The sequence below is a fragment of the Bradyrhizobium canariense genome, from assembly GCF_019402665.1.
Classification (GTDB): Bacteria; Pseudomonadota; Alphaproteobacteria; order Rhizobiales; family Xanthobacteraceae; genus Bradyrhizobium; species Bradyrhizobium canariense.
The window spans coordinates 1-21247 of the sequence record NZ_VSST01000055.1 but is presented as its reverse complement, the minus strand read 5'-3'; the positions used below and the strand labels follow the sequence as shown (position 1 = coordinate 21247).

Below are 21247 nucleotides of genomic sequence, written 5' to 3'. Positions count from 1 at the left end.
TCTCCCCGGGGAGCGATGCACTATTGCCCCCGTCGCCTTGCGGATGATCGATGCGCGCACCCGGTCGGGCCGCACATCACCGCAAGCCTTGACGCACAGACCCCGGGCGTCAGGACCACACGCTTTTGCCGTCCGCGGACGTCCCTCCCCGGAGCTCCGGAAGCTTGCGCGTGCTCGCCACCGAAGCCGAAAAGAACCGCTGTGACCGCGCCGGGTCGTTCGCGCGGATCGCGATGGCTCACAGGCATAGCCCGCCCTGCCACCTCGTCACGCGCCGGCGCTGCCGCGTCCATCGCATCCCGGCTCACGTATCGTGACGATCGCGAAACGCCCTTTTTAGCGGGCCGGGATGGCTGCGGTTTACCCGAAGCGATAAATTCGGTCAATCAGAATATTTGGCAACGCAGTGCTTGACCTGTCTGTGGCAGTGTTTTGCCTGTCGGGCAACGCGAGGAATGGTGTGCTCGGCGTCGACTGAGCGCCCCACCCACTGCCACGAGCGGACATGGCTATGGTGTGAGAGAGCCATCCGCTCTGCCTTGGGCCGCGTAGGATGGGTAGAGCGCTTGCGAAACCCATCATGCTTCGTCTGCGGCGGAGGGATTGATGGGTTTCGCTGACGCTCTACCCATCCTACGAGTGCTGAAGCGCTCGGCAGGTCGACCAACGTTATTTTTGCTTTCGAGGATCATCCTCGGCGTTCAAATAGTCGATGCCTGTCGGTCCAATCCCGGTAATCTCGAAGATCACCTCTTCGTCCCTGGTTTCCGCAAACTGCCACACCTTTGGCGGCACGTGCGAAAACGTACCGGGGGGAAAGCTCAGGAGCTTCGATGCATCGACCTTGTCGCCCAGCGCAGAATAGTACGTCCCCGAAATGATGACGCGAACGCGTTCATCGGGGTGAGAGTGCACAGGCATTTTGGAATTCGCCGGTACTTTGAGTCGAACGGTATAGAGGCCCGGCTTGCCCGGATTGCCGTGTAGCACCGCCGATTGCGTCCCCTTAGGCATCGAAAGCAGCGGGCTCCACTTCAGTTCGGTCGCCGTCACGCGCTTGTATTCAAGTGAATTATCTTCCGCGAGGGCCGCACAAAATCCACTCGTCGCAAGGACGGCCAACAAACCGATCCCAAACTTGAGAAAGGACATCTCGGGCTCCGTTGAAAATATCCGGCGCCGCTACTCTACTCCAAGTGGTCTTTCTCTGCCATGGGTCGTCAGCACGCGTAGGATGGGTTTGGCGCTCGCAAAACCAATCATGCTTCGTCATCGGCGGACGGTGATGGGTTTCGCTCACGCTCTATCCTTCCTACGAGCTGTACAGTGTGCTTATCGCCTTCGCGTCAAATCATACTCGCCATGCCGAGCGCGCGAAGAAGGTCGTTCTGAATCGGGGCGACGGCCTCGTTCAGACGCTGGACACCGAGATCCATGCCTTCGGGCATCACGACCGTCCGCAGAGGCCGCCGTTCCGTGGCCTCGACCAGCTGCGCGATCGCATTCGCGACGAGCTGGGGCTGCGGCGGATTCTGCGGATCGTTTCCATCGTTGGAGTGCTGCTTGATCTGACCCGGGATCGCCGCGACATCGCCATAGGTTTTCAGCACGGCGTGGTCGGAGGGTTCGGGGCTGGATGGAAGAAGGTTGCTCGGGAACGGGCCTGGCTCGACGATGACCGAATCCACGCCGAAGCTCGAAAGCTCGTAGCGGTAGGCTTCCGCGAGGGCTTCGAGCGCGAACTTGCTGGCGGAATAGACACCGAAGAACGGGAAGACCACCCGCCCCATGAGCGACGTGACATGGACGAGGACGCCGCTGCCGGCAGCCCGCATGTGCGGCAGAACGGCACATCGGTGCGAACCGCGCCGAAGAAGTTCACGGCGAACTGCGCTTCGATATCCTTGACCGCATAGGCTTCGGTAACGCCGACGGGCATCATTCCCGCGTTGTTGACCAGGGCATCGACCCGGCCGTGCTGCCGGACGACTTCCGCGATCGCGGCGTTGACGGATTGTTCGTCGGCGACGTCCATCTCGAGGACCTGGAGCGCACGCCTTTCAGCCTTTGCCGCTTCGACAAGCTCGTCGCGAACACGGCTATTTCTTGCTGCGACATCGCGCATGGTAGCAACCACCGTGTGACCCCGCTTTGCGAGCTCCAAGGCGGTGAGTTTCCCAAAACCACTGCTCGCACCCGTCACAACCACAACTTTTCCGCTCATCTCACGATCTTTCTCTCAAATCCAAGGGGACAATGAAGTCTATAGACAGACCTGTATGTCTTTGCAATCCTTAAATGGACAGAATAGTCTGTCCAGCGACGTAAACGGCTCGGTTAAGGACGATCGATGGGCACGGTGCTTGATTTCGTGGACGTGGATATTCAACCGCTCGATGCGCTCGCCCCGCGCGAGCGCATTTTGAAGACGGCGTCAGACCTGTTTTACCGGTTCAGCATCAACTCCGTCGGAATCGACCGGATCATCGCCGAAAGCGGCGTGGCCAAGATGACGTTCTACAAGCACTTTCCCTCGAAGGCCGACCTCATCGCCACTTATCTGCGCTACAAGAGCGCCGTCTGGTTTCAGATGCTTTCGACCTCCACCGAGCGAGCCGGTCTCACGCCAGTGGAGCGCGTTCTCGCTGTTTTCGACGCACTCGAACAACCGCTCCTTGCGCCTTCGTTCCGCGGCTGTCCGTTCGCCAAAGGAATGGCCGAATTCGGCCCGGAGGCAAACTCCCCGGGCGTAGAGGCGACCATCGCAGCGTATTTTACAAAGTTGCACGACTTCGTTGCGTCACTCGTTGAGCCCTTGTCATTGAGCAAACCCGAAAGGGCCGTGATCCAGATCCTGTCGCTGTTCGAAGGCTCGCTCGTGATCGCACAGTCAACGCGTGATCCCGCCATCGTCGAGGCTAACCGCGAGGCAGCCAGAGTGTTGTTGGAACAAGGGATCGCATCGTCGTCTTGATCTGGAGCCCTTAATCTGGAGCCCTTGCGAAACTCTTCCTGGTTCGTCACTGGCGGACGGATCGATGGGGGCCGCTGGCGCTCTCCCCATCCTACGCGCTCAAGCTAAGCGCCGCCTGAATGCGCTTGGTACAGCCAGAATTTGCAATCTTGGTACTGGTTTCATGACCAGGCGCGACGCATCTAGCTGCTAGTACCGCGACCGAAGCGAACCCGATCGGCAGTCTCAGTACGAGCCGGTCAATGCAGACAGCGCAGATCGCGGACACTTCCACACTGCCCGGCAGTTTGTAGATTGCCGTTGTGCTTACGCTGCCTGCAACAGTTGCATCAACAGACAATGACCGAGGAGATAATCCTATGAAGGCGATCGTTGTGAGGGAACGGGCCGCGGGAACGGCCGGGATGAAGCTGGTGGAGCGGCCCGAACCGCAGGCATCGATAAACGATGTCGTTGTTCGGGTTCATGCGTCGGGATTTGTTCCGACCGAGCTGACATGGCCCTCGACCTGGACCGATCGCCTCGAGCGTGACCGAACACCGTCGATCCCTGGGCACGAGTTGGCTGGAGTGGTCACCGCTCTCGGATATGGCACTACGGGGTTGTCGGTAGGACAGCGGGTGTTTGGCCTCGCGGACTGGTATCGCGACGGCACGCTCGCCGAGTATGTGGCGATCGAGGCACGCAATCTCGCGCCGCTCCCGGGCGACGTCGACTTCACGGTGGGCGCAAGCCTGCCGATCTCGGGCCTGACGGCATGGCAAGGGCTGTTCCAGCACGGCCGCTTTCAGGCGGGGCAAAGCGTCCTCGCACACGGCGCGGCCGGTGCAGTCGGGTCGATGGTGACGCAACTCGCACGAGAGGCCGGCGCCCACGTCATCGGCACCGGACGCGCCGCCGACCGTCAGACGGTGCTCGACTTCGGCGCGAAGGAGTTCGTCGACCTCGACAACGATGCCCTGGAAGACATCGGCAAAGTCGACTTGGTGTTCGATGTCATCGGCGGTGACATCCAGAAGCGGTCCGCAGCATTGATTCGAGCCGGAGGAACACTGGTCACCATCGTCGGGCCCGCAGAGGCGCGACCCTCCGACGGCCTGGCGGTCGACTTTGTCGTCGAGGCCGATCGTGCCCAACTGAGTGAGATCGTCCAGCGGGTGCGGGACGGACGATTGCGGACAAACATCGGCAACGTCTCGATGTTCGACGATGCCGTCGCCGCCTTAAATCCGACCAGGCGACGCAAGGGGAATACGATCATTCGCGTTCGTCCCTGAGGGCGCATGCGCATTGATGCACGCAGCGTGCAGGATGGGCCGAGCGCTTGCGAAACCCATCATGCTTCGTCATCGGCGGACGGTTTGATGGGTTTCGCTCACGCTCTACCGATCCTACGAGCTTGGTTGGTCCTCAAGCTCCCGGATGTGCTTCGCGGTCCGTATTAACATCGGTACCAACTCCGATCTCGGGACAATCGTGACGCTCACCAGTGGTGATGGTGCCGCCAGCCATAATGATGACCTCGGCCTCTGCCCCAACCGTAATGATGACCACGGCCGCCGTGATGACCCCAGCCGTGGCCACCGCCGTGTCCGTGGCCGCCCTTGACCTCGATAGTGGCAGTCTGTGACGCGCCCAGTGCGTCCGGCTTGGCAGCGGGCATCGCCGAAGCAGAAGGTGAGGGTATTAAAGCAACGCCCCCCGCCACAAAGCCGATCAAACAAAGCCACTTCATGCAATCGCCTCCCGATAAGAATGAGCCAAGGGCCAGCCCACGCGGCACATTGCGGTCGCGTTCGCTCCCGATCTTCAACAATGAAGCCGGGAAAAAGTTGCAATGAATCTGACGCATTGCCGAGGGGCAGGATACCTACGCCCGGTCGAAAGCAGTCGTGGTCCACTTCGAATCAGCGCGTAGGATGGGTTGAGCCCTTGCGAAACCCATCATGCTTCATCATCGGCGGACGGATTGATGGGTTTCGCTGGCGCTCTACCCGTCTTACGAGCTGAGCAAGCGCCTCGTCTTTCGAGACGACCGCTTCGCGGTCTCCTCAGGATGAGGCTGAGTTGCGTCGGGATTCGTTGCAGCCACGTGTTCCGCCCTCATCCTGAGGGCCCGCCAACGGCAGGCGTCTCGAAGGATGTGCCGCGGGGACGCTTACGAGGTCCCCTAAGCCGGCACGATCACCTTGCCGATCGGCCAGAGCGCGATGCCCGCGAGCTTGAGGTGGGCCCACGCGAAGGGTATGCCGATGATTGTGATTGCGAGGGCCAGGGCGGTGAGGAGATGGCCGAGCGCCAGCCACCAGCCGGCGAGCACGAACCAGATGATGTTGCCGATCACCCCGAGCGGGCCGGTGCCGACATCCTCGACACCGGTGACCTCATAGCGGCTGACCGCCCGCGAGCCGAACGGCATCAGCGTGTAGACCGCGATGTTGAACGCTGCCCGCGCCCACGGGAGGCCAATGATGGTGATCGCCATGATGACCGCGGCGACCAGCCAGCCGAGCGCCATCCAGGCGCCGCCGATGAGGATCCAGAGCAGGTTGAGCAGGATGGAAACGGGAGCCATGGGATGATCCGCGAGACGGTGATCCCGTGAGTATAGCACGATGAGCGAGGTTGCGGTCGACGAAGCCGCTCACGAATTCACGGGCGTGTGTAGCCCGGATGAGCGAAGCGACATCCGGGGCTTATTATCCCGGGTATCGCTTCGCTCACCCGGGCTACGCACTACGCACCGTCAGATCTTCCGCCCCGCCTGCTCCCAATAGGGATCGCGCAGGCGGCGCTTGAAGATCTTGCCGGAATCTTCGCGCGGCAGCCCGGCGCGGATCTCGATGTGTTTTGGCACCTTGTAGTCGGCGAGCGAGGCCTTCAGCCGGGCGCGGATTTCGGCGGCGTCGAGCGTAACGTCGGCTTGCGGCTCGACCACGGCCATCAGCGCCTCACCGAACTCGGCATCGGGGATGCCGAACACCGCGCAATCATGCACGCCGGGCACGGCGTGCAGTACGGATTCAATCTCGGCCGGGTAGATGTTGACGCCGCCCGAGATCACCATGTCGCGCTTGCGGTCGCAGATGAAGACGTAGCCCTCTTCGTCGATATAGCCGACGTCGCCCGAGGTGATGAAGCCGTCGCGGTCGATCTCGGCGCGCTTCTCCGGCTTGTTGTGATAGGTGAAATCGGCCATCCCGGCCATGCGGGAATAGATCTCGCCGATCTCGCCTACGCCCAGCACGCGTCCATCCGCGCCGATGAAGCGCAGCTCGGCGCCGGGTGATATTTTGCCGACGGTGCCGGGCTTCCTCAGCGCGTCCTCGGAGGTCGCGAAGGTGACGGCGCTGGATTCGGTCGAGCCGTAGAATTCGTAGATCACCGGCCCCCACCACTCGATCATGGCGCGCTTGACGTCCGCCGGACAGGGTGCTGCGGCGTGAATGATGTGGCGCAGCGAGGAGACGTCGTATTTCCTGCGCACCTCCTCCGGCAGCTTCATCAGGCGGATGAACATCGTCGGGACCATGAAGATCGTGTCGATCTTGTACCGGGCGATCAGCCCGAGAAATTCCTCGGGCTCGAAGCGCGGCATCAGCACCAGTGCACCGCCGAGTTTTCCCGCGCGGATGGCGAACGAGTTCGGCGCGGAGTGATAGAGCGGGCCCGGCAGGATCGTGCGCGCCCCGCGCTTCAGCCCGTAGATCATCGCGCGCATGCGCTCGCCGGCGGCCGCCTGTTCCGGCGTCGGTGCATTGCGCCGTACGCCCTTGGGATGGCCTGTCGTGCCCGAGGTGTAGATCATGTTCATGGGCTGCGGCACGATCGGGCCGTCATAGGGCTGGTGCTGTGCGAGCCAAGGTTCGAAATCGATCGCGAAGTCCGGCGTCTTCAGATGATCGGGATCGATCTTGTAGTTGGACAGGATCTCCGGCGGCGTCGGCACGCTGAGCACGGTGACGCCTTTCGGGATCGCATCGCGCAAGGCATGCAGCATGTCGGCATGGCCGATCAGCACGGAGGTGCCGGTGTCGTTCAGGATGTAGGTGATCTCCTCCGGCTTGAAGTGCCAGTTGATCGGCACGCCGTAGGCGCCCAGCCGCATCGCGGCATAGGCAGCTTCCAGAAAGGCAATGTCGTTGCGCATCAACATGCAGACGCAATCGCCCTGCCTGACGCCGATTTGGCTGAGGCCCGCGGCGATGCGATCGGCACGATCAGCGACCTCGGCATGGGAGCGGCTGCGCTCACCGGAGACGATGCCGAGGAAATTTGACGTTTCGCTCATTGTTGGTTTTTCTTTGTTGTTGAAGTTGCCCCTCATGGTGAGGAGGCGCAAGGCGCCGTCTCGAACCATGAGAGCCCGTGGCCCATCCCTCGAGACGCCGCTTCGCGGCTCCTCGGGATGAGGTCTGCGCTAATCCGCAAACTTCGGCGCGCGCTTCTCCAGATTGGCTCGCACCGCCTCGGTCTGGTTCGCACTGCCGATCAGGTTCTGCTGCTCGACGGACTCGGCAAGCAGCGCGGGGCCCGGATCGACCGAGAGATTGTTGAGCATGCGTTTGGCGGCGCGGATCGCATCGGGGCTTTTTCCCGCGATCTCGCGCGCGACTTCGAGGGCGCTCGCGCGCGGGTCGTCGCAGATGCGCGTGGCGAGACCGTAAGCCATCGCCTCCTGCGCGGAGAAGATGCGGCCGGTGTAGGTGAGATCGCGCAAAATGTCGTCTCGTACGAGCGAGGCCAGGATCGGCGTGCCCGCCATGTCGGGCACCAGACCCCATTTGATTTCCATCACCGACATCCGCGCATCGGGGGTCAGGAAGCGCATGTCGGCGCCGAGCGCGAGCTGGAAGCCGCCGCCGAAGGCGACGCCCTGGATCGCGGCGATCACCGGGACCGGAAGCTGGCGCCAGCCCCACACCGCTTGTTGCGCAAAGTTCGCCTGGCCGTGCGTGCGTTTGGTGAGATCGCGATTTTCGCCACCCGGAATTCCGTTGCCGCCCTTCTCCTTCATGGCGGCAAAACGCCCCATGTCGAGACCGGCGCAGAAGGCGCGGCCCTCGCCAGACAGCACGACGACGCGCACGCTCTTGTCCTTTGAAAGCCGGTCGGTTGCGGCGACAAGGGCCTCGAACATGGCCTGATCCAGCGCATTCATCTTGTCCGCGCGCACCAGCCGAACATCGGCGACGCCTTCCGAGATCGAGATCGAGACGCGCTCTTCCATGAATGAATTCTCCCCTGGTTCCCTGCTGTTCTTGTTCGGTGCCGCTTTACAGGACGACGGCGGCCGGATTTAGTCAATCGATCAATTAATCGACAATCGCAACGGGGAAAACAGCCATGTTCAAGGAAAATCTTCTGGCGGGACGGCGCATCCTCGTGACCGGCGGCGGCACCGGGCTCGGCAAGTCGATGGCGGCGCGCTTCCTCCAGCTCGGCGCCGAGGTGCACATTTGCGGCCGGCGCAAGATCGTTTGCGACGAGACCGCGACCGAGCTGATGGCCGAGTATGGCGGCCGCGTGAGCAGCCACGGCGTCGACATCCGCAACGCGCTCGCGGTCGAGGAGATGATCGAGACCATCTTTCGCGACGGCCCCCTCACCGATCTCATCAACAACGCCGCCGGCAATTTCATCTCGCGCAGCGAGGAACTGTCGCCGCGCGGCTTCGACGCCGTCGCCAACATCGTCATGCACGGCACGTTCTACGTGACGCAAGCGGTCGGCAAGCGCTGGATCGCGTTGAAGCAGCCCGGCAACGTCGTCTCGATCACCACGACCTGGGTGCGCAACGGCTCGCCTTACGTGGTGCCGTCGGCGATGAGCAAGTCCGCGATCCACGCGATGACGATGTCGCTCGCAACCGAATGGGGCCGCTACGGCATCCGGCTGAACACGATCGCACCGGGTGAGATCCCGACCGAGGGCATGAGCAAGCGCATCAAGCCCGGTGACGAAGCCGGCGCGCGCACCAAGGCGATGAACCCGATGGGCCGCGTCGGCACCATGGAGGAATTGCAGAACGTCGCCGTGTTCCTGATCTCGGGCGGCTGCGACTGGATCTCCGGCGAGACCATCGCCATGGACGGCGCGCAGGCGCTCGCGATGGGCGGCAATTTCTACCAGCTCCGCGACTGGAGCGACGACGACTGGAAAACCGCGCGCGAGAGCATCATGGCGCAGAACGAAAAGGATCGTGCGAAGCGGGGGTGACGTAGTCGTCCTGGCGAAAGCCAGGACCCATTCCCACCGAATGTTTTTTGGCGAAGATAGGCCATGGCCGGTCTTCGCCAAATTGCGTTTTGTGGCTATGGGTCCTGGCTTTCGCCAGGACGACGACGTTGAAGCCATGGCGTACCTTCCCCCGTCTTGTCTTCCCCTGCGGATGACGCCACACTCCGCGGCATAAGAACAAGACGGTATGGGAGAAACATGACCACACAGCCATTGGCCAATCTCGCCGACATGGTGCGCGAGCGCGCCAAGAGCCGCGGCAACGCGATCGCCTTCGAGTTCGAAGGCCGCGTCACCAGCTTTGCCGAATTCGACGTCAAGACGAATAAAGTGGCCAACGCGCTGATCGCGATGGGTGTGAGACGCGGCGAGCGCATCGCCTATCTCGGCAAGAACAGCGACATCTATTTCGAGCTGCTGATGGGCGCCATGAAGGCCGGCGTGGTGATGGCGCCCGTGAACTGGCGGCTCGCGGGCCCCGAGGTCGCCTTCATCGTGAGCGACTGCAAAGCGCCGGTGCTGTTCGTGGGACCTGAGTTCATCGCCCTGGTCCGCCAGATCAAGGGCCAGTTGCCGGGCGTGCGCAGCGTCATCACCACCGAAGGTGGCGCGCCGGAATGGCAGGATTTTACAGCTTGGCGCGATGCACAGAGTGGCGATGATCCCAAGGTGCCGATCGACGCGAAGGACATCGCGATTCAGCTCTATACGTCGGGTACGACGGGCAAGCCGAAGGGCGCGATGCTGTCGCATGCGAACTTCCTCAACCTCGTGCAAACCGGCAATGCCGAGGACAAGCCTGAATGGAACCGGTGGTCGACCGACGACGTGTCGCTGGTGGCGATGCCCATCTTCCACATCGGCGGATCCGGCTGGGGCGTGATGGGGCTCTATCACGGCGCCCGCGGCGTGATCGCGCGCGAGTTCGATCCGACAAAAGTGCTGGATTTCTTCGAGCAGTCCGGCATCACAAAGCTGTTCATGGTGCCCGCCGCGATGCAGTTCGTGGTGCGGCAGCCGCGCGCGAGGACTGTCGATTTCTCGCGGTTGAAATACATGCTGTACGGCGCCTCGCCGATACCGGCGGCGCTGCTGAAGGAATGCATCGAGATCTTCAAATGCGGCTTCGTGCAGATGTACGGCATGACCGAGACCACCGGCACCATCGTCGCGCTGCCGCCGGAGGATCATATCGAGGGGCTGGAGCGGATGCGCTCGGCCGGCAAGGCGCTGCCGGGCGTCGAGATCGCGATCCTCGATGTCGATGGCAAGCCGCTGCCGCCGCGCGAGGTCGGCGAGATCGCGACACGCTCGGGCTCCAACATGGCAGGCTACTGGAACCTGCCGGAAGCGACCGCCGCGACACTACGCGGCGACGGCTGGCTTCGCACCGGTGACGCCGGCTACATGGACGAAGACGGCTATCTCTACATCCACGACCGCATCAAGGACATGATCATCTCCGGCGGGGAGAACATCTATCCCGCCGAAGTCGAGAGCGCGCTGTGCGATCATCCCGACGTCGCGGAAGCCGCAGTGATCGGCATACCCGACGACAAATGGGGCGAGGCGGTGAAGGCCGTCGTGGTGATGAAGCCGGGCAAGCAGGCGACCGCCACCGACATCATCAACTTCACCCGCGAACGCATCGCCGGCTTCAAGACGCCGAAGAGCGTGGAGTTCCTGCCGGCGCTGCCGCGCAATCCGTCAGGCAAGATTTTGCGGCGGCAATTGCGCGAGCCGTATTGGGCGGGGAAGGATAGAAGGGTGAATTAGGCCGACTGCGAGAAGCGATGGTGCAATCGGGAGCTCCGTCCATGGCGACATCTCTGGATTGCTTCGCTTCGCTCGCAATGACGGTGTGGAGGCGGATGCGCACCTCTCTCCTCCGTCATTGCGAGGAGCCCTTGCGACGAAGCAATCCAGACTGTCTCTCTGGAAAGACTTTGGATCGCTTCGCTCGCGATAACAGCTAATGCTTCCCCGGCCCCATATAGCCGAACAAAAATCCCGCCACCTTGCGGATCTGGATCTCCTCGCTGCCTTCGGTGATGCGGTAGCGGCGGTGGTGGCGGTAGATGTGCTCGAACGGCTTGTGGCGTGAGTAGCCCATGCCGCCGTGAACCTGCATCGCGCGGTCGGCAGACTCGCAACACAGGCGGTTTGCCCAGTAGTTGCACATCGAGACGCGGTCGGAGAGCGTGCGCTCGATCTGCTCCTCAGTGAGCTTGTCCATTTCCCAGGCGGTCTTGCGGATCAACAGCCGCAGCATCTCGGCCTGGGTCGCAAGCTCGACCAGCGGGAACTGGATCGCCTGGTTCTCGGCCAGCGCCTTGCCGAACGGTTTTCGCTCGCGCGCATATTTCACGCTCTCGTTGATACAGTAGACCGCTGCCCCCAACGAACTCGCCGCCTGCCGGATACGGTTCTGATGGACAAAACATTGTGCCAGCGACAGGCCGCGCCCGACCTCGCCGAACAGCGCGTCCTCGGGAACGAACACGTCCGTGAAGCTGACGCGAGGATGATCGGTCGGCATGTTGAAGGTCCACATGTACTCTTCGATCTTCACGCCCTGGCTCTTGGCCGGCACCAGGAAACAGGTGATACCGCGGGCATCGCCGTCATTGCCGCTGGTGCGCGCGAACAGCGCGCAATGCGTGGCGACGTGCATGCCGGTGGTCCACATCTTCTCGCCGTTGATGATCCAGCCCTTGACGTTGTCGCGGGTCGCGGGCACCGCGCGCGCTTCCATGTGGGTGGCATCGGAGCCATGATTGGGCTCGGTCAGGCCGAAGGTGATGCGGTACTTGCCCTTGATCGAACCGTCGATCATCGCCTTCTGGTCGTCGCGTCCGTAGCGATCGAGCATGGTAGCGACGGGGAAGTTGCCGACGATGGAATGCTCGTTCTGAAGATCGTTGTGCAGGCCGAGCCCCTTGGCGGCAAAGTGCTCGCGGATCACGGCCATCCAGAGATTGGAGCCATCCTTCCCGCCATATTGCTTCGGCACCGGAAATCGCAAATGACCGGCCGCGTCCGCGAGATCCTTGGCCTTGCGCAGCAGCGCTTCCCATTCGTGGCGCGGCAGGCCGCCATTCTCGAAATCGGTGCGGGCCCATTCGCGACGATGATCGAAGAAGCGGATATTATCATCGGCCTCTTCCAGCGGCTTGATCTCGCGTTCGATGAAACGGTCGAGCTCTGCGAGATAGGCGACGAGATCGGCAGGCAATGAGAAATCCACGGCTCTCTCCCGGGTGTTTTTTCGTTTTGCGTTAAGGCGCTGGGCGCAGCTTTGCTTCGCACGATTAAGGTGAGAAGAGCGTCGCCAAGTCAAGCAATGGGAGGCGTACCGGATGCGCAGGGCGCATTGCGCAATTCGATGGTGCTCTAGCGCGGTGGCGCGGTAGTATTCCGGCAATATTCCTTCACGAGAAACTGCGGGAGCGACCATGGAGCTGAAATTCTCAAAGGTGGAACGCAAGGGGCCGATCACGATCGTCACGCTGTCGCGGCCCGAGGTCTACAACGCGCTGCACACCGACGCGCATTTCGAGCTCAACAAAGTGTTCGACGATTTCTCCGCCGATCCCGAGCAGTGGATCGCGATCGTCACGGGCAGCGGCGACAAGGCGTTCTGCGCCGGCAACGATCTGAAGTGGCAGGCGGCCGGCGGCAAGCGCGGCTGGGACAAGGGCGGCTTTGCCGGCCTCACCGCGCGCTTCGACTGCGACAAGCCGATCATCGCCGCGGTCAATGGCGTGGCCATGGGCGGCGGTTTCGAGATCGCGCTAGCCTGCGACCTCATCATTGCCTCGGAGAACGCGACCTTCGCGCTGCCCGAGCCGCGCGTTGGCCTCGCCGCACTCGCCGGTGGCCTGCACCGGCTGCCGCGCCAGATCGGGCTGAAGCGCGCCATGGGCATGATCCTCACCGCGCGCCACGTCAGCGCCAAAGAGGGTCTCGAACTCGGCTTCGTCAATGAGGTGGTGCCGCAGGGCGAGGCGCTCACGGCCGCGCTGCGCTGGGCTGAGATGATCACCAAGAATTCGCCGATGTCGATCCGCGCGTCAAAGCAGGCGATCCAGAAGGGCCTCGGCGTGTCGCTGGAGCAGGCGATCGAGCAGCAGCGCGACTATCCGGCCGTGAAGGCGATGGCGGCCTCGCAGGACTACATCGAGGGACCGAAGGCATTTGCGGAGAAGCGGCCGCCGAAATGGATGGGGAAGTGAAGGCCTCTCCGTCACGACGACGGGCGTCCCAGCATCAGCGGTGTCATGCCCCGGCTTGACCGGGGCATCCAGTACGCCGCAGCCTATCGACTCGACCACAGCCGTCTCGGAGTACTGGATCGCCCGCCTGCGCGGGCGATGACAGCAGACGCGCAACCTTACTACCCGCCTCGCCCCAGCTCCCGCTTGTACGACGCGTAATTCGGCTGATCCACCGCGAGCTTGTCCATCGTGGTCGCCCACAGATGCTCGGCAAGGCCGGGCGTCGCCAGATCGACCTCGCCCTTGGCGATGCGCTCGACGAGCGCGCGGTTGAGATCGGTCACCGACCCATCCATACCCAGCAGCGCGCGCAACCGCCCCACCTCCGCGGCATCGCTCCCCTCCTCCAGCGTCAACTGCCGTGTCACGAGATCGAGAATATTGATGGCGACGCGCAGCTTGAAAGCCTGGTGGCCGGAGATCAGCGGCGCGATATCGTTGCGGAGGAAATCGGCGACTGACTTGGTCAGCTCGATCGGGGTCGGCTCGTCCTGCATGGTCAACTCCCCCGCGGCACCAGCAGCCGCAACAGATCGATCTCGGTCTCGGAGGCACGGCGTCCGATCATGGCGCGTTCCATCGAATGGTCCGGACTTTCTCGAAATCGCTGCATCATGCCGCCGCACATGATGCCCCAGCGCAGCGTGCCCATCACTTCCCAGAATTTGACACGCGATGGATCGACCTTCCGCCCAGCCGCCTCATAGCCGGCGAACAGCTCCTCACGCGAGCCAAAGCCGCCGACGGGCTTGTCGATCTCGCCAAAACGCCAGGAATTAACGCAGACCCAGCCGAGATCCTCCATGGGATCGCCGAGATGAGCGAGCTCCCAGTCAAGCACCGCGCGCACGCCGTCTGCGCCGATGATGAGATTGCCGTTGCGGAAATCGCCGTGCACCAGCGTCGTCTCGGCCGAAGGACCCGGATCGTGGTCGCGCAGCCAGCGCAGCGCCAGCTCGAACACGGGTTTGGGCCAGTCCAGACTGCGATAATCGCGCTCGAACTCGGCGATCTCCTCGGTCGCGGACCGGCTGCGCAGCTCGGGCAATTTGTCCCGCGGCAGCCCGTGCAGCTTCGCAAGCACCTCGCCAATCTGCCGCGCGAGAAGCGGCCGCGTCGCCGCGAACTCGTCGTCGCGCAGGATCTTGCGCGCAATGGTCTCGCCCTCGACCCGCTGCATGATGAAGCCGGTGCCGAGATTGTCGTCCGGCACGAGCACATGCATCACGCGCGGCGACGGCACGCCGGCCTCATAGGCAAGCTGCATCAGCTGCGCTTCCGCACCGAGTCCTGCCGCGCGCGTCGGCGCCGCGCCATACCCCTTCGGCGAGCGGCGCAGGATCGCACCGATCGGCCCATCGGGATGCACGATGTCGAAGCGCCAGGTCTCCTGGCTGGCGCCGCCGGACAGTCTTGCCACGCCAGCGACACCAGTTGCGCCCGGGCACCAGCGCGCAACGCTGCGGGAGAGTTCGGCCTCGATCATTTGCCCTTGATCACCTGCCGTTGAATTTGGCCGGCCGCTTCTCCAAGAAGGCGCCGACGCCTTCGCGGAAATCATCCGTGTCGCCGGCGCGGAGCTGGCACTGGAATTCGAGATTGAGCTGATCCTCGAAGGAATTTTCCGGGCTGTCCCAGTAGAGCTTGCGGATCAGCGACAGCGCGACCGTCGGGCCGCTGGCGAGGTCATGCGCGAGCTTCATCGCCTCCTCCATCAGCACGCCGTCATCATAGACGCGGTTGACGAGGCCCCATTCCAGCGCCTTCTCGGCTGGGAGCCGCTCGCCCATCAGCGACAATTCGATCGAGCGCGCCTTGCCGATCAGCCGCGGCAAGAGCCAGGTCGAGCCGCAATCCGGCACCAGGCCGATACGGCGGAAGGCTTGAAGAAAGTAAGAGGACCGCGCGCATAAAATCATGTCGCCGAGCAGCGCGAAGCTCATGCCGGCGCCGGCCGCGGGGCCGTTGACCGCGGTCACGATCGGGCAATGCAGATTGCGGATGCGGCGCAGGAAGGGATGGAAGCCGGCCTCAAGCGTCAGGCCGGCCTTGGTCTTCTTCGACTGGTTGTTGCGGCCCTGGAGATTCGCGCCGGTGCAGAACGCCCGCCCCGCGCCGGTGAGCACGACGCAGCGCACCTCGTCCTTCTTCTCCTCGATCGTGTCGAGCGCTTCCGCGAGACCGCCCAGCATGTCGACGGAGACCGCGTTCATCACCTCCTGGTGGTCGAGCTTGAGGATCGCGACCGAGCCATCGAGATCGAGCGTGACGTGTTTGAACTGCATGGTTTCCTCGTGAGTTGCGGCCTGCGCCAGTTTCGCAGACCGGAATTACTTTTGCCGGGGCGCATATTTGATTTTTGGCACGGTCTTGTCCATGGTGATCAGAGCATAGCAAGCAATCTTGCGCGCAGCGGCTGATGCGCGCATGCCAAAAAAACAGGAAACGCGCCATGAACCTTTTCGACCTTTCGGGACGGGTCGCCGTGATCACCGGCGGCAATGGCGGCATCGGGCTAGGCATCGCGCAGGCGCTCGCCGGCCAGGGCTGCAACGTCTCGATCTGGGGCCGCAATCCTGACAAGAACAGCAGCGCTGCCGCGAGCCTGGCCGGGCTATCAGGCAAGGTCGACGCGCGGGTCTGCGACGTCTCCGACCCGGCCTCGGTCAATGCCGCGATGAAGGCCACGCTCGACATGTTCGGCCGGGTCGACGGCTGCTTCGCCAATGCCGGCATCGGCGGCGGCGGCCGACGCTCCTTCATCGAACGCACCGAAGAGGAATGGCGTGGGATGTTTGCGACCAATCTCGACGGCGTGTTCCACGCGTTCCAGGCGGCCGCAAAACACATGACCGAGCGCGCCAATGCGGGCGATCCCTTCGGTCGGCTGGTGGCGACTTCGAGTCTCGCCTCGATCTTCGGTACCGCCCGCAACGAGCACTACGCGGCGACCAAGGCCGCGATCAACGCGCTGGTGCGCGCGCTCGGCGTTGAGCTGGCGCGCCACGGCGTCACCGCGAACGCGATCCTGCCCGGCTGGATCAAGAGCGACATGACCTCGGGCCTGATGGCCAACGAGAAATTCGTCGCAAACGTGATGCCGCGCATTCCGGTGCGCCGCTTTGGCGAAGCCAGCGATTTCGGCGGCATCGCAGTGTATCTGATGAGCAAGGCGTCGTCGTACCACACCGCGGATACGTTCGTGATCGACGGCGGCTATACGGCGTTTTGATTCTCGTAGCCCGGATGGAGCGCAGCGCAATCCGGAACGGCCAAAAGCAAACAAGACCCGGATTACGCTGCGCTCCATCCGGGCTACAAGATGAGGGAAATAGGGCAAAATGTTTTCACACGTGATGATCGGCACCAACGACCTCGACAAGGCCAAGGCCTTCTACGACAATTTGCTGTCCACGCTCGAGATGCGGCCAGCGCGCGTCGACGGCCATCGCATCTTCTACATCACCAAGACCGGCGTGTTCTCGGTGACGAAGCCAATCAACGGCGAAGCGGCGACGCCTGCGAATGGCGGCACCATCGGCTTTGCCGCCAACTCGCCGGAGCAGGTCAATGCATGGCATACGGCCGGCATCGCTGCCGGCGGCGTTCCTTGCGAAGATCCGCCCGGCATCCGCCAAGGCCCGGGCGTCAACCTCTATATCGCGTATTTGCGCGACCTCGACGGCAATAAGATCTGCGCCATGCATCGGATGGCGAATTAGCCACAGCAAACACTGTCATTCCCCGCGAAGGCGGGGAATCCAGTACGCCGCGGCTTCTCGATTCAATCATGTCCGTCACGGATTACTGGATCGCGCGCCTTCGCGGGCGATGACAGCAGCGCTCGCGGCAACCGTCCCATTCAAACAACATTTCAAACGCCCTGCGAAATTCCATCGCATGGCATGGCTCGCGTTGGAAAATGCACGCTCGCACTTTGGCGACGCTGCGACTATTCTCCGGGTCAACGCGATCTCAGCGACCCGGGAGGAACAATGACAAAACACACCTATATTCCCCGCACCACCAACTACACCCTCAATCCCGGCGACGAGCTCAACGACCTCAGGATGTCGGACCAGGTCCGGCCGCTCTATGATCACGTCAGGAAGTTCATCCGCGACACCGTCGAACCGATGTCGATCGAATTCGCCAAGGCCGGCGAAGGGAAACAAGACCGCTGGAGCTTCACGCCGAAGCAGCTCGAGGTACTGGAGAAGGCCAAGAACAAGGCCAAGCAGGAAGGCCTCTGGAACTTCTTCCTGCCCGACGACGAGACCGGCCAGGGCCTGAAGAATCTCGACTACGCCTATATCGCATCCGAGCTCGGCAAGAGCCCGTTGGCCTCGGAGAGCATGAACTGCTCGGCGCCTGACACCGGCAACATGGAGGTGCTGGAGCGCGTCGGCACCAAGGAGCAGAAGGAGAAGTGGCTGAAGCCACTGATGAACGGCGAGATCCGCTCGGCCTATGTCATGACCGAGCCGAACGTCGCCTCCTCCGATGCCAAGAACATCTCGACCACCGCCAAGCTCGTCGGCGACGAATGGGTGATCAACGGCGAGAAGTATTACATCTCCGGCGTCGGCGATCCCCGCTGCAAGATCCTCATCGTGATGGTGAAGACCAATCCGGATGCGGCGCCGAGCAAGCAGCAGTCGCAGATCCTGGTGCCGCGCGACACGCCCGGCGTCGAGGTGCTCGGCCCCATGTACGTGTTCGGCCAGGACCACGCGCCGCGCGGCCACATGCACATGCGCTTCAACAACGTGCGCGTGCCCAAGGAGAACATTCTGCTCGGCGAAGGCCGCGGCTTCGAGATCTCGCAGCTTCGGCTGGGCCCCGGCCGCATCCACCACTGCATGCGCACCATCGGCAAGGCCGAGAAGGCACTCGACCTGATGGTGCAGCGTGGCCTCACCCGTGAAGCCTTCGGCAAGAAGATCGCCCATCTCGGCGGCAACATGCAGATCATCGCGCAGGCGCGCTGCGAGATCGAGGCGATGCGGCTCATGGTGCTGAAGGCCGCCAAGGCCATGGACGTGCTCGGCAACAAGGAGGCTCGTGTCTGGGTCTCCATGGTCAAGGCCATGGTGCCGGAGCGCGCCTGCAAGATTATCGACCAGTCGATCCAGATGCACGGCGCCACGGGCATCTCGCACTGGACCCCGCTCGCCGAAATGTACCAGGACGTCCGTCATCTCCGCTTCGCGGACGGTCCGGACGAGGTGCACTGGATGGTGGTGGGACGCCACGAGCTGAGCATGGCGTGAGGTCTCGCCAAGCGCGGCCCTGCCGTAGGGTGGGTTAGCGAAGCGTAACCCACCACTGTTCGTCTCCGGGGAAGCGAAAGAGGTGGGTTACGCTAGCGCTAACCCACCCTACAATACTGCGATGTTCAGCGATGCGCCTACGACGCGGCCACCTCGCCGACCTTGTCCTGCGTCCTGGTCTCGAAGTCGCTGGCGTCGTGACGCTCGTGGAGCTGGCTGGCGGGATCGCCGGAGACACGGTTGACCATGCGGCCGCGCTTGACGGCCGGACGCTTGGCGATCTGGTCGGTCCAGCGCTGCACGTGCTTGTAGTCCTGCACGGAGAGGAATTCGCCCGCGCCATAGACCAGCCCCTTGGCGAGCGCGCCGTACCAGGGCCACACCGCCATGTCGGCAATGGTGTATTCGCTGCCGGCGAGATATTCGTTGTCGGCGAGCCGGCGGTCGAGCACGTCGAGCTGGCGCTTGGTCTCCATCGCGAAACGGTCGATGGCGTATTCGATCTTGGTCGGCGCGTAGGCGTAGAAGTGGCCGAAGCCACCGCCGAGATAGGGCGCGCTGCCCATCTGCCAGAACAGCCACGACATCGCTTCAGTGCGGCTCTTGATGTCCTTCGGCAGGAAGGCGCCGAACTTTTCGGCGAGGTAGAACAGGATCGAGCCGGACTCGAACACCCGGATCGGCTCCGGGCCGGAGCGGTCCATCAGCGCCGGGATCTTGGAATTCGGATTGATGTCGACAAAGCCGCTGCCGAACTGGTCGCCGTTGCCTATTCTGATCAGCCAAGCGTCGTATTCCGCGCCCTTGTGGCCGAGCGCCAGAAGCTCCTCCAGCATCACGGTGACCTTGACCCCGTTCGGCGTCGCCAGCGAATAGAGCTGGAAGGGATGCTTGCCGACCGGCAGCTCCTTGTCGTGAGTGGGACCGGCGATGGGACGGTTGATGCTGGCGAACTGCCCGCCGTTCTCCTTGTTCCAGGTCCAGACTTTGGGCGGCACGTAGGCGGGGGTGTCGGTCATGAGGGGGCTCCGGCGAAAAGATGCGTCTGCATTAATTAGCCCACGGACGGCCGATGGCAAGCCCTGCCGGCCCTGCGTCCGGCGCGGGCCTCGAGGCCGCGTCATGCATCCGACGTTGCCGAGGACGACCTGCACCAGAGGCCGCATCTGTCGAGCCATGCGTGCGGCTTCGCGTAACACGGCGTGTGCACGCAAGATGCGCCGCCAAATCCGGATTGGCATAGCGCAAGACGATGGTCTAGCGTCGATGAGCCTTCGCTCAAGATTGCGACAACAGCAACGCGAAGGCCCGCCGGAGGGAACGATGAAATCGCCGATCTGCGACATGCTGGGCATCGATTTCCCCCTGCTCGCCTTCAGCCATTGCCGCGATGTCGTCGCCGCCGTCAGCCGGGCCGGAGGCTTTGGCGTGTTAGGTGCCACCGTGCACACGCCGGATACGCTGGAGCGCGAGCTGAAATGGATCGACGATCACGTCGACGGCAAGCCCTACGGCGTCGACGTGCTGATCCCCGAAAACATCTCGACCTCGGGCGAAAAGGACGTCACCTGGAAGAGCCTTGAAGCGCGCGTGCCTCAGGAGCACCGCGACTACACGCGCAATCTCCTGAAGAAATTCGACATCGAACTCACGACCACCGAGGTCGCCGACAACCAGCCGCAGCCGTTCGATGGCAGGACCGCGCTAGAGCTGCTGGAGGTCTCGTTCAAGCACCCGATCCGCCTGATCGCCAATGCGCTTGGCGTGCCGCCGAAGGCCATGATCGAGATGGGCAGGAAGCACGGCGTGCCGGTTGCGGCGCTGGTCGGCGCCAAGGAGCACGCACTGCGCCAGGTCGCGGCCGGCGTCGATATCCTCGTGGTCCAGGGCACCGAAGCCGGCGGCCATTGCGGCGAGGTCTCGACCATGGTGCTGGTGCCGGAGGTGATCAAGGCGATCAAGAATATCCGCGACGTGCCGGTGCTCGCCGCCGGCGGCATCATGACGGGACGGCAGATGGCGGCCTGCATGGCGATGGGTGCCGCGGGCGCCTGGACCGGCTCGGTGTGGCTTGCCACCGTCGAGTCGGAGACCACGGAGATCTTTCGCGAGAAGATGATCGCGGCATCGTCGCGCGATGCGGTGCGCTCGAAGGGCCGCACCGGAAAGCCGGCACGGCAGCTTCGCTCGGTCTGGACCGATGCCTGGGACCGCGCACCCGAGAGCCCCGGCGCATTGCCGATGCCTCTGCAAAGCATCGTCAGCCGCGACGCCTTCAACGCGATCGACCGCGCGGCGGCGGGCGGCAATGCCAAGGCGCGCGATCTCGTGAGTTACTTCGTCGGCCAGGGCGTCGGGCTGATCGACAGCGTGAAGTCGGCCGGCGCGGTGGTGCAGGAGTTCAAGGAAGAGTTCGCCGAAGCCGTCGAGCATATGAATTCGCTGGTGGCGGAGTGATTGCCACACACCGTCATTGCGAGCGC

18 protein-coding genes and 1 pseudogene are annotated in these 21247 nt (G+C 63.2%); 9 read left to right on the top strand and 10 right to left on the bottom strand.

The genetic code is table 11. From position 1 onward, the window contains the following. Window positions 1-669: 669 nt before the first annotated feature. Window positions 670-1152: a cupin domain-containing protein gene (locus tag FXB41_RS27630; protein ID WP_007593682.1), complete on the bottom strand. Its 483-nt coding sequence runs from the start codon at window positions 1150-1152 to the stop codon at window positions 670-672. A 194-nt stretch (window positions 1153-1346) separates the two neighbouring features. Next, a pseudogene (locus FXB41_RS27625) lies at window positions 1347-2224 on the bottom strand (SDR family oxidoreductase). Between the two features lie 126 nt (window positions 2225-2350). Here FXB41_RS27625 and FXB41_RS27620 point away from each other — a divergent pair. Together FXB41_RS27620 and FXB41_RS27615 are read left to right on the top strand one after the other, a co-directional pair. Continuing rightward, window positions 2351-2974, top strand: a complete 624-nt coding sequence (locus FXB41_RS27620; RefSeq protein ID WP_219683987.1) for a TetR/AcrR family transcriptional regulator — start codon at window positions 2351-2353, stop codon at window positions 2972-2974. A 359-nt stretch (window positions 2975-3333) separates the two neighbouring features. After that, on the top strand, window positions 3334-4251 hold the full coding sequence (locus FXB41_RS27615; RefSeq protein WP_219683986.1) for an NADP-dependent oxidoreductase: 918 nt from the start codon (window positions 3334-3336) through the stop codon (window positions 4249-4251). A gap of 893 nt (window positions 4252-5144) precedes the next feature. Here FXB41_RS27615 and FXB41_RS27610 read toward each other — a convergent pair. The 3 genes from FXB41_RS27610 to FXB41_RS27600 all read right to left on the bottom strand — a co-directional run bounded on the left by FXB41_RS27610 (window position 5145) and on the right by FXB41_RS27600 (window position 8204). Next, window positions 5145-5549, bottom strand: coding sequence for a YccF domain-containing protein (locus FXB41_RS27610; protein WP_219683985.1), 405 nt, complete (start codon window positions 5547-5549; stop codon window positions 5145-5147). 171 nt (window positions 5550-5720) lie between these two features. Next, window positions 5721-7265 (bottom strand): acyl-CoA synthetase, encoded by a 1545-nt coding sequence (locus FXB41_RS27605; RefSeq protein WP_219683984.1) that lies wholly within the window; start codon window positions 7263-7265, stop codon window positions 5721-5723. Window positions 7266-7394: 129 nt separating this feature from the next. Continuing rightward, window positions 7395-8204: a crotonase/enoyl-CoA hydratase family protein gene (locus tag FXB41_RS27600; RefSeq protein WP_219683983.1), complete on the bottom strand. Its 810-nt coding sequence runs from the start codon at window positions 8202-8204 to the stop codon at window positions 7395-7397. A gap of 116 nt (window positions 8205-8320) precedes the next feature. On the opposite strand from FXB41_RS27600, the gene FXB41_RS27595 reads away from it, so the two are divergent. Next, window positions 8321-9193, top strand: a complete 873-nt coding sequence (locus tag FXB41_RS27595; RefSeq protein ID WP_027516806.1) for an SDR family oxidoreductase — start codon at window positions 8321-8323, stop codon at window positions 9191-9193. Window positions 9194-9412: 219 nt separating this feature from the next. Further along, window positions 9413-10990: a fatty acid--CoA ligase gene (locus tag FXB41_RS27590; RefSeq protein ID WP_219683982.1), complete on the top strand. Its 1578-nt coding sequence runs from the start codon at window positions 9413-9415 to the stop codon at window positions 10988-10990. A 196-nt stretch (window positions 10991-11186) separates the two neighbouring features. Here FXB41_RS27590 and FXB41_RS27585 read toward each other — a convergent pair whose 3' ends face one another. Continuing rightward, the gene (locus FXB41_RS27585) at window positions 11187-12461 is read right to left on the bottom strand and encodes an acyl-CoA dehydrogenase family protein (protein ID WP_219683981.1); all 1275 of its coding nucleotides are present in this window, start codon (window positions 12459-12461) and stop codon (window positions 11187-11189) included. 208 nt (window positions 12462-12669) lie between these two features. On the opposite strand from FXB41_RS27585, the gene FXB41_RS27580 reads away from it, so the two are divergent. Next, complete coding sequence (locus tag FXB41_RS27580) at window positions 12670-13449, top strand: enoyl-CoA hydratase-related protein (protein WP_219683980.1); 780 nt, start codon at window positions 12670-12672, stop codon at window positions 13447-13449. A 161-nt stretch (window positions 13450-13610) separates the two neighbouring features. Here FXB41_RS27580 and FXB41_RS27575 read toward each other — a convergent pair whose 3' ends face one another. The 3 genes from FXB41_RS27575 to FXB41_RS27565 are packed head-to-tail and all read right to left on the bottom strand — an operon-like array spanning window position 13611 to window position 15776. After that, window positions 13611-13988 (bottom strand): DUF6285 domain-containing protein, encoded by a 378-nt coding sequence (locus tag FXB41_RS27575; protein WP_219683979.1) that lies wholly within the window; start codon window positions 13986-13988, stop codon window positions 13611-13613. A gap of 2 nt (window positions 13989-13990) precedes the next feature. Next, on the bottom strand, window positions 13991-14977 hold the full coding sequence (locus FXB41_RS27570; protein WP_219683978.1) for a phosphotransferase family protein: 987 nt from the start codon (window positions 14975-14977) through the stop codon (window positions 13991-13993). Window positions 14978-14987: 10 nt separating this feature from the next. Then, window positions 14988-15776 (bottom strand): enoyl-CoA hydratase/isomerase, encoded by a 789-nt coding sequence (locus tag FXB41_RS27565; RefSeq protein ID WP_219683977.1) that lies wholly within the window; start codon window positions 15774-15776, stop codon window positions 14988-14990. 167 nt (window positions 15777-15943) lie between these two features. Here FXB41_RS27565 and FXB41_RS27560 point away from each other — a divergent pair, with 167 nt between their 5' ends. The 3 genes from FXB41_RS27560 (at window position 15944) to FXB41_RS27550 (ending at window position 18764) form a co-directional block, all read left to right on the top strand. Next, window positions 15944-16723 (top strand): SDR family NAD(P)-dependent oxidoreductase, encoded by a 780-nt coding sequence (locus tag FXB41_RS27560; protein WP_219683976.1) that lies wholly within the window; start codon window positions 15944-15946, stop codon window positions 16721-16723. A gap of 109 nt (window positions 16724-16832) precedes the next feature. Next, complete coding sequence (locus FXB41_RS27555; protein ID WP_219683975.1) at window positions 16833-17213, top strand: VOC family protein; 381 nt, start codon at window positions 16833-16835, stop codon at window positions 17211-17213. 273 nt (window positions 17214-17486) lie between these two features. Next, on the top strand, window positions 17487-18764 hold the full coding sequence (locus FXB41_RS27550) for an acyl-CoA dehydrogenase family protein (RefSeq protein WP_007593713.1): 1278 nt from the start codon (window positions 17487-17489) through the stop codon (window positions 18762-18764). Window positions 18765-18901: 137 nt separating this feature from the next. Here the strand turns inward: FXB41_RS27550 and yghU are convergent, their stop codons facing one another. Continuing rightward, entirely contained in the window at window positions 18902-19783 is an 882-nt protein-coding gene (yghU, locus tag FXB41_RS27545; RefSeq protein WP_007593714.1) for a glutathione-dependent disulfide-bond oxidoreductase, read from the bottom strand. A 304-nt stretch (window positions 19784-20087) separates the two neighbouring features. Here yghU and FXB41_RS27540 point away from each other — a divergent pair, with 304 nt between their 5' ends. Further along, window positions 20088-21221: a nitronate monooxygenase gene (locus FXB41_RS27540; protein ID WP_219683974.1), complete on the top strand. Its 1134-nt coding sequence runs from the start codon at window positions 20088-20090 to the stop codon at window positions 21219-21221. Window positions 21222-21247 lie beyond the last annotated feature (26 nt).

Bases quoted from the DNA above. Each gene is read 5' to 3' on its own strand.
- FXB41_RS27630 (WP_007593682.1), bottom strand. From the start codon at position 1,152: ATGTCCTTTCTCAAGTTTGGGATCGGTTTGTTGGCCGTCCTTGCGACG.
- FXB41_RS27620 (WP_219683987.1), top strand. From the start codon at position 2,351: ATGGGCACGGTGCTTGATTTCGTGGACGTGGATATTCAACCGCTCGAT.
- FXB41_RS27615 (WP_219683986.1), top strand. From the start codon at position 3,334: ATGAAGGCGATCGTTGTGAGGGAACGGGCCGCGGGAACGGCCGGGATG.
- FXB41_RS27610 (WP_219683985.1), bottom strand. From the start codon at position 5,549: ATGGCTCCCGTTTCCATCCTGCTCAACCTGCTCTGGATCCTCATCGGC.
- FXB41_RS27605 (WP_219683984.1), bottom strand. From the start codon at position 7,265: ATGAGCGAAACGTCAAATTTCCTCGGCATCGTCTCCGGTGAGCGCAGC.
- FXB41_RS27600 (WP_219683983.1), bottom strand. From the start codon at position 8,204: ATGGAAGAGCGCGTCTCGATCTCGATCTCGGAAGGCGTCGCCGATGTT.
- FXB41_RS27595 (WP_027516806.1), top strand. From the start codon at position 8,321: ATGTTCAAGGAAAATCTTCTGGCGGGACGGCGCATCCTCGTGACCGGC.
- FXB41_RS27590 (WP_219683982.1), top strand. From the start codon at position 9,413: ATGACCACACAGCCATTGGCCAATCTCGCCGACATGGTGCGCGAGCGC.
- FXB41_RS27580 (WP_219683980.1), top strand. From the start codon at position 12,670: ATGGAGCTGAAATTCTCAAAGGTGGAACGCAAGGGGCCGATCACGATC.
- FXB41_RS27575 (WP_219683979.1), bottom strand. From the start codon at position 13,988: ATGCAGGACGAGCCGACCCCGATCGAGCTGACCAAGTCAGTCGCCGAT.
- FXB41_RS27570 (WP_219683978.1), bottom strand. From the start codon at position 14,977: ATGATCGAGGCCGAACTCTCCCGCAGCGTTGCGCGCTGGTGCCCGGGC.
- FXB41_RS27565 (WP_219683977.1), bottom strand. From the start codon at position 15,776: ATGCAGTTCAAACACGTCACGCTCGATCTCGATGGCTCGGTCGCGATC.
- FXB41_RS27560 (WP_219683976.1), top strand. From the start codon at position 15,944: ATGAACCTTTTCGACCTTTCGGGACGGGTCGCCGTGATCACCGGCGGC.
- FXB41_RS27555 (WP_219683975.1), top strand. From the start codon at position 16,833: ATGTTTTCACACGTGATGATCGGCACCAACGACCTCGACAAGGCCAAG.
- FXB41_RS27550 (WP_007593713.1), top strand. From the start codon at position 17,487: ATGACAAAACACACCTATATTCCCCGCACCACCAACTACACCCTCAAT.
- yghU (WP_007593714.1), bottom strand. From the start codon at position 19,783: ATGACCGACACCCCCGCCTACGTGCCGCCCAAAGTCTGGACCTGGAAC.
- FXB41_RS27540 (WP_219683974.1), top strand. From the start codon at position 20,088: ATGAAATCGCCGATCTGCGACATGCTGGGCATCGATTTCCCCCTGCTC.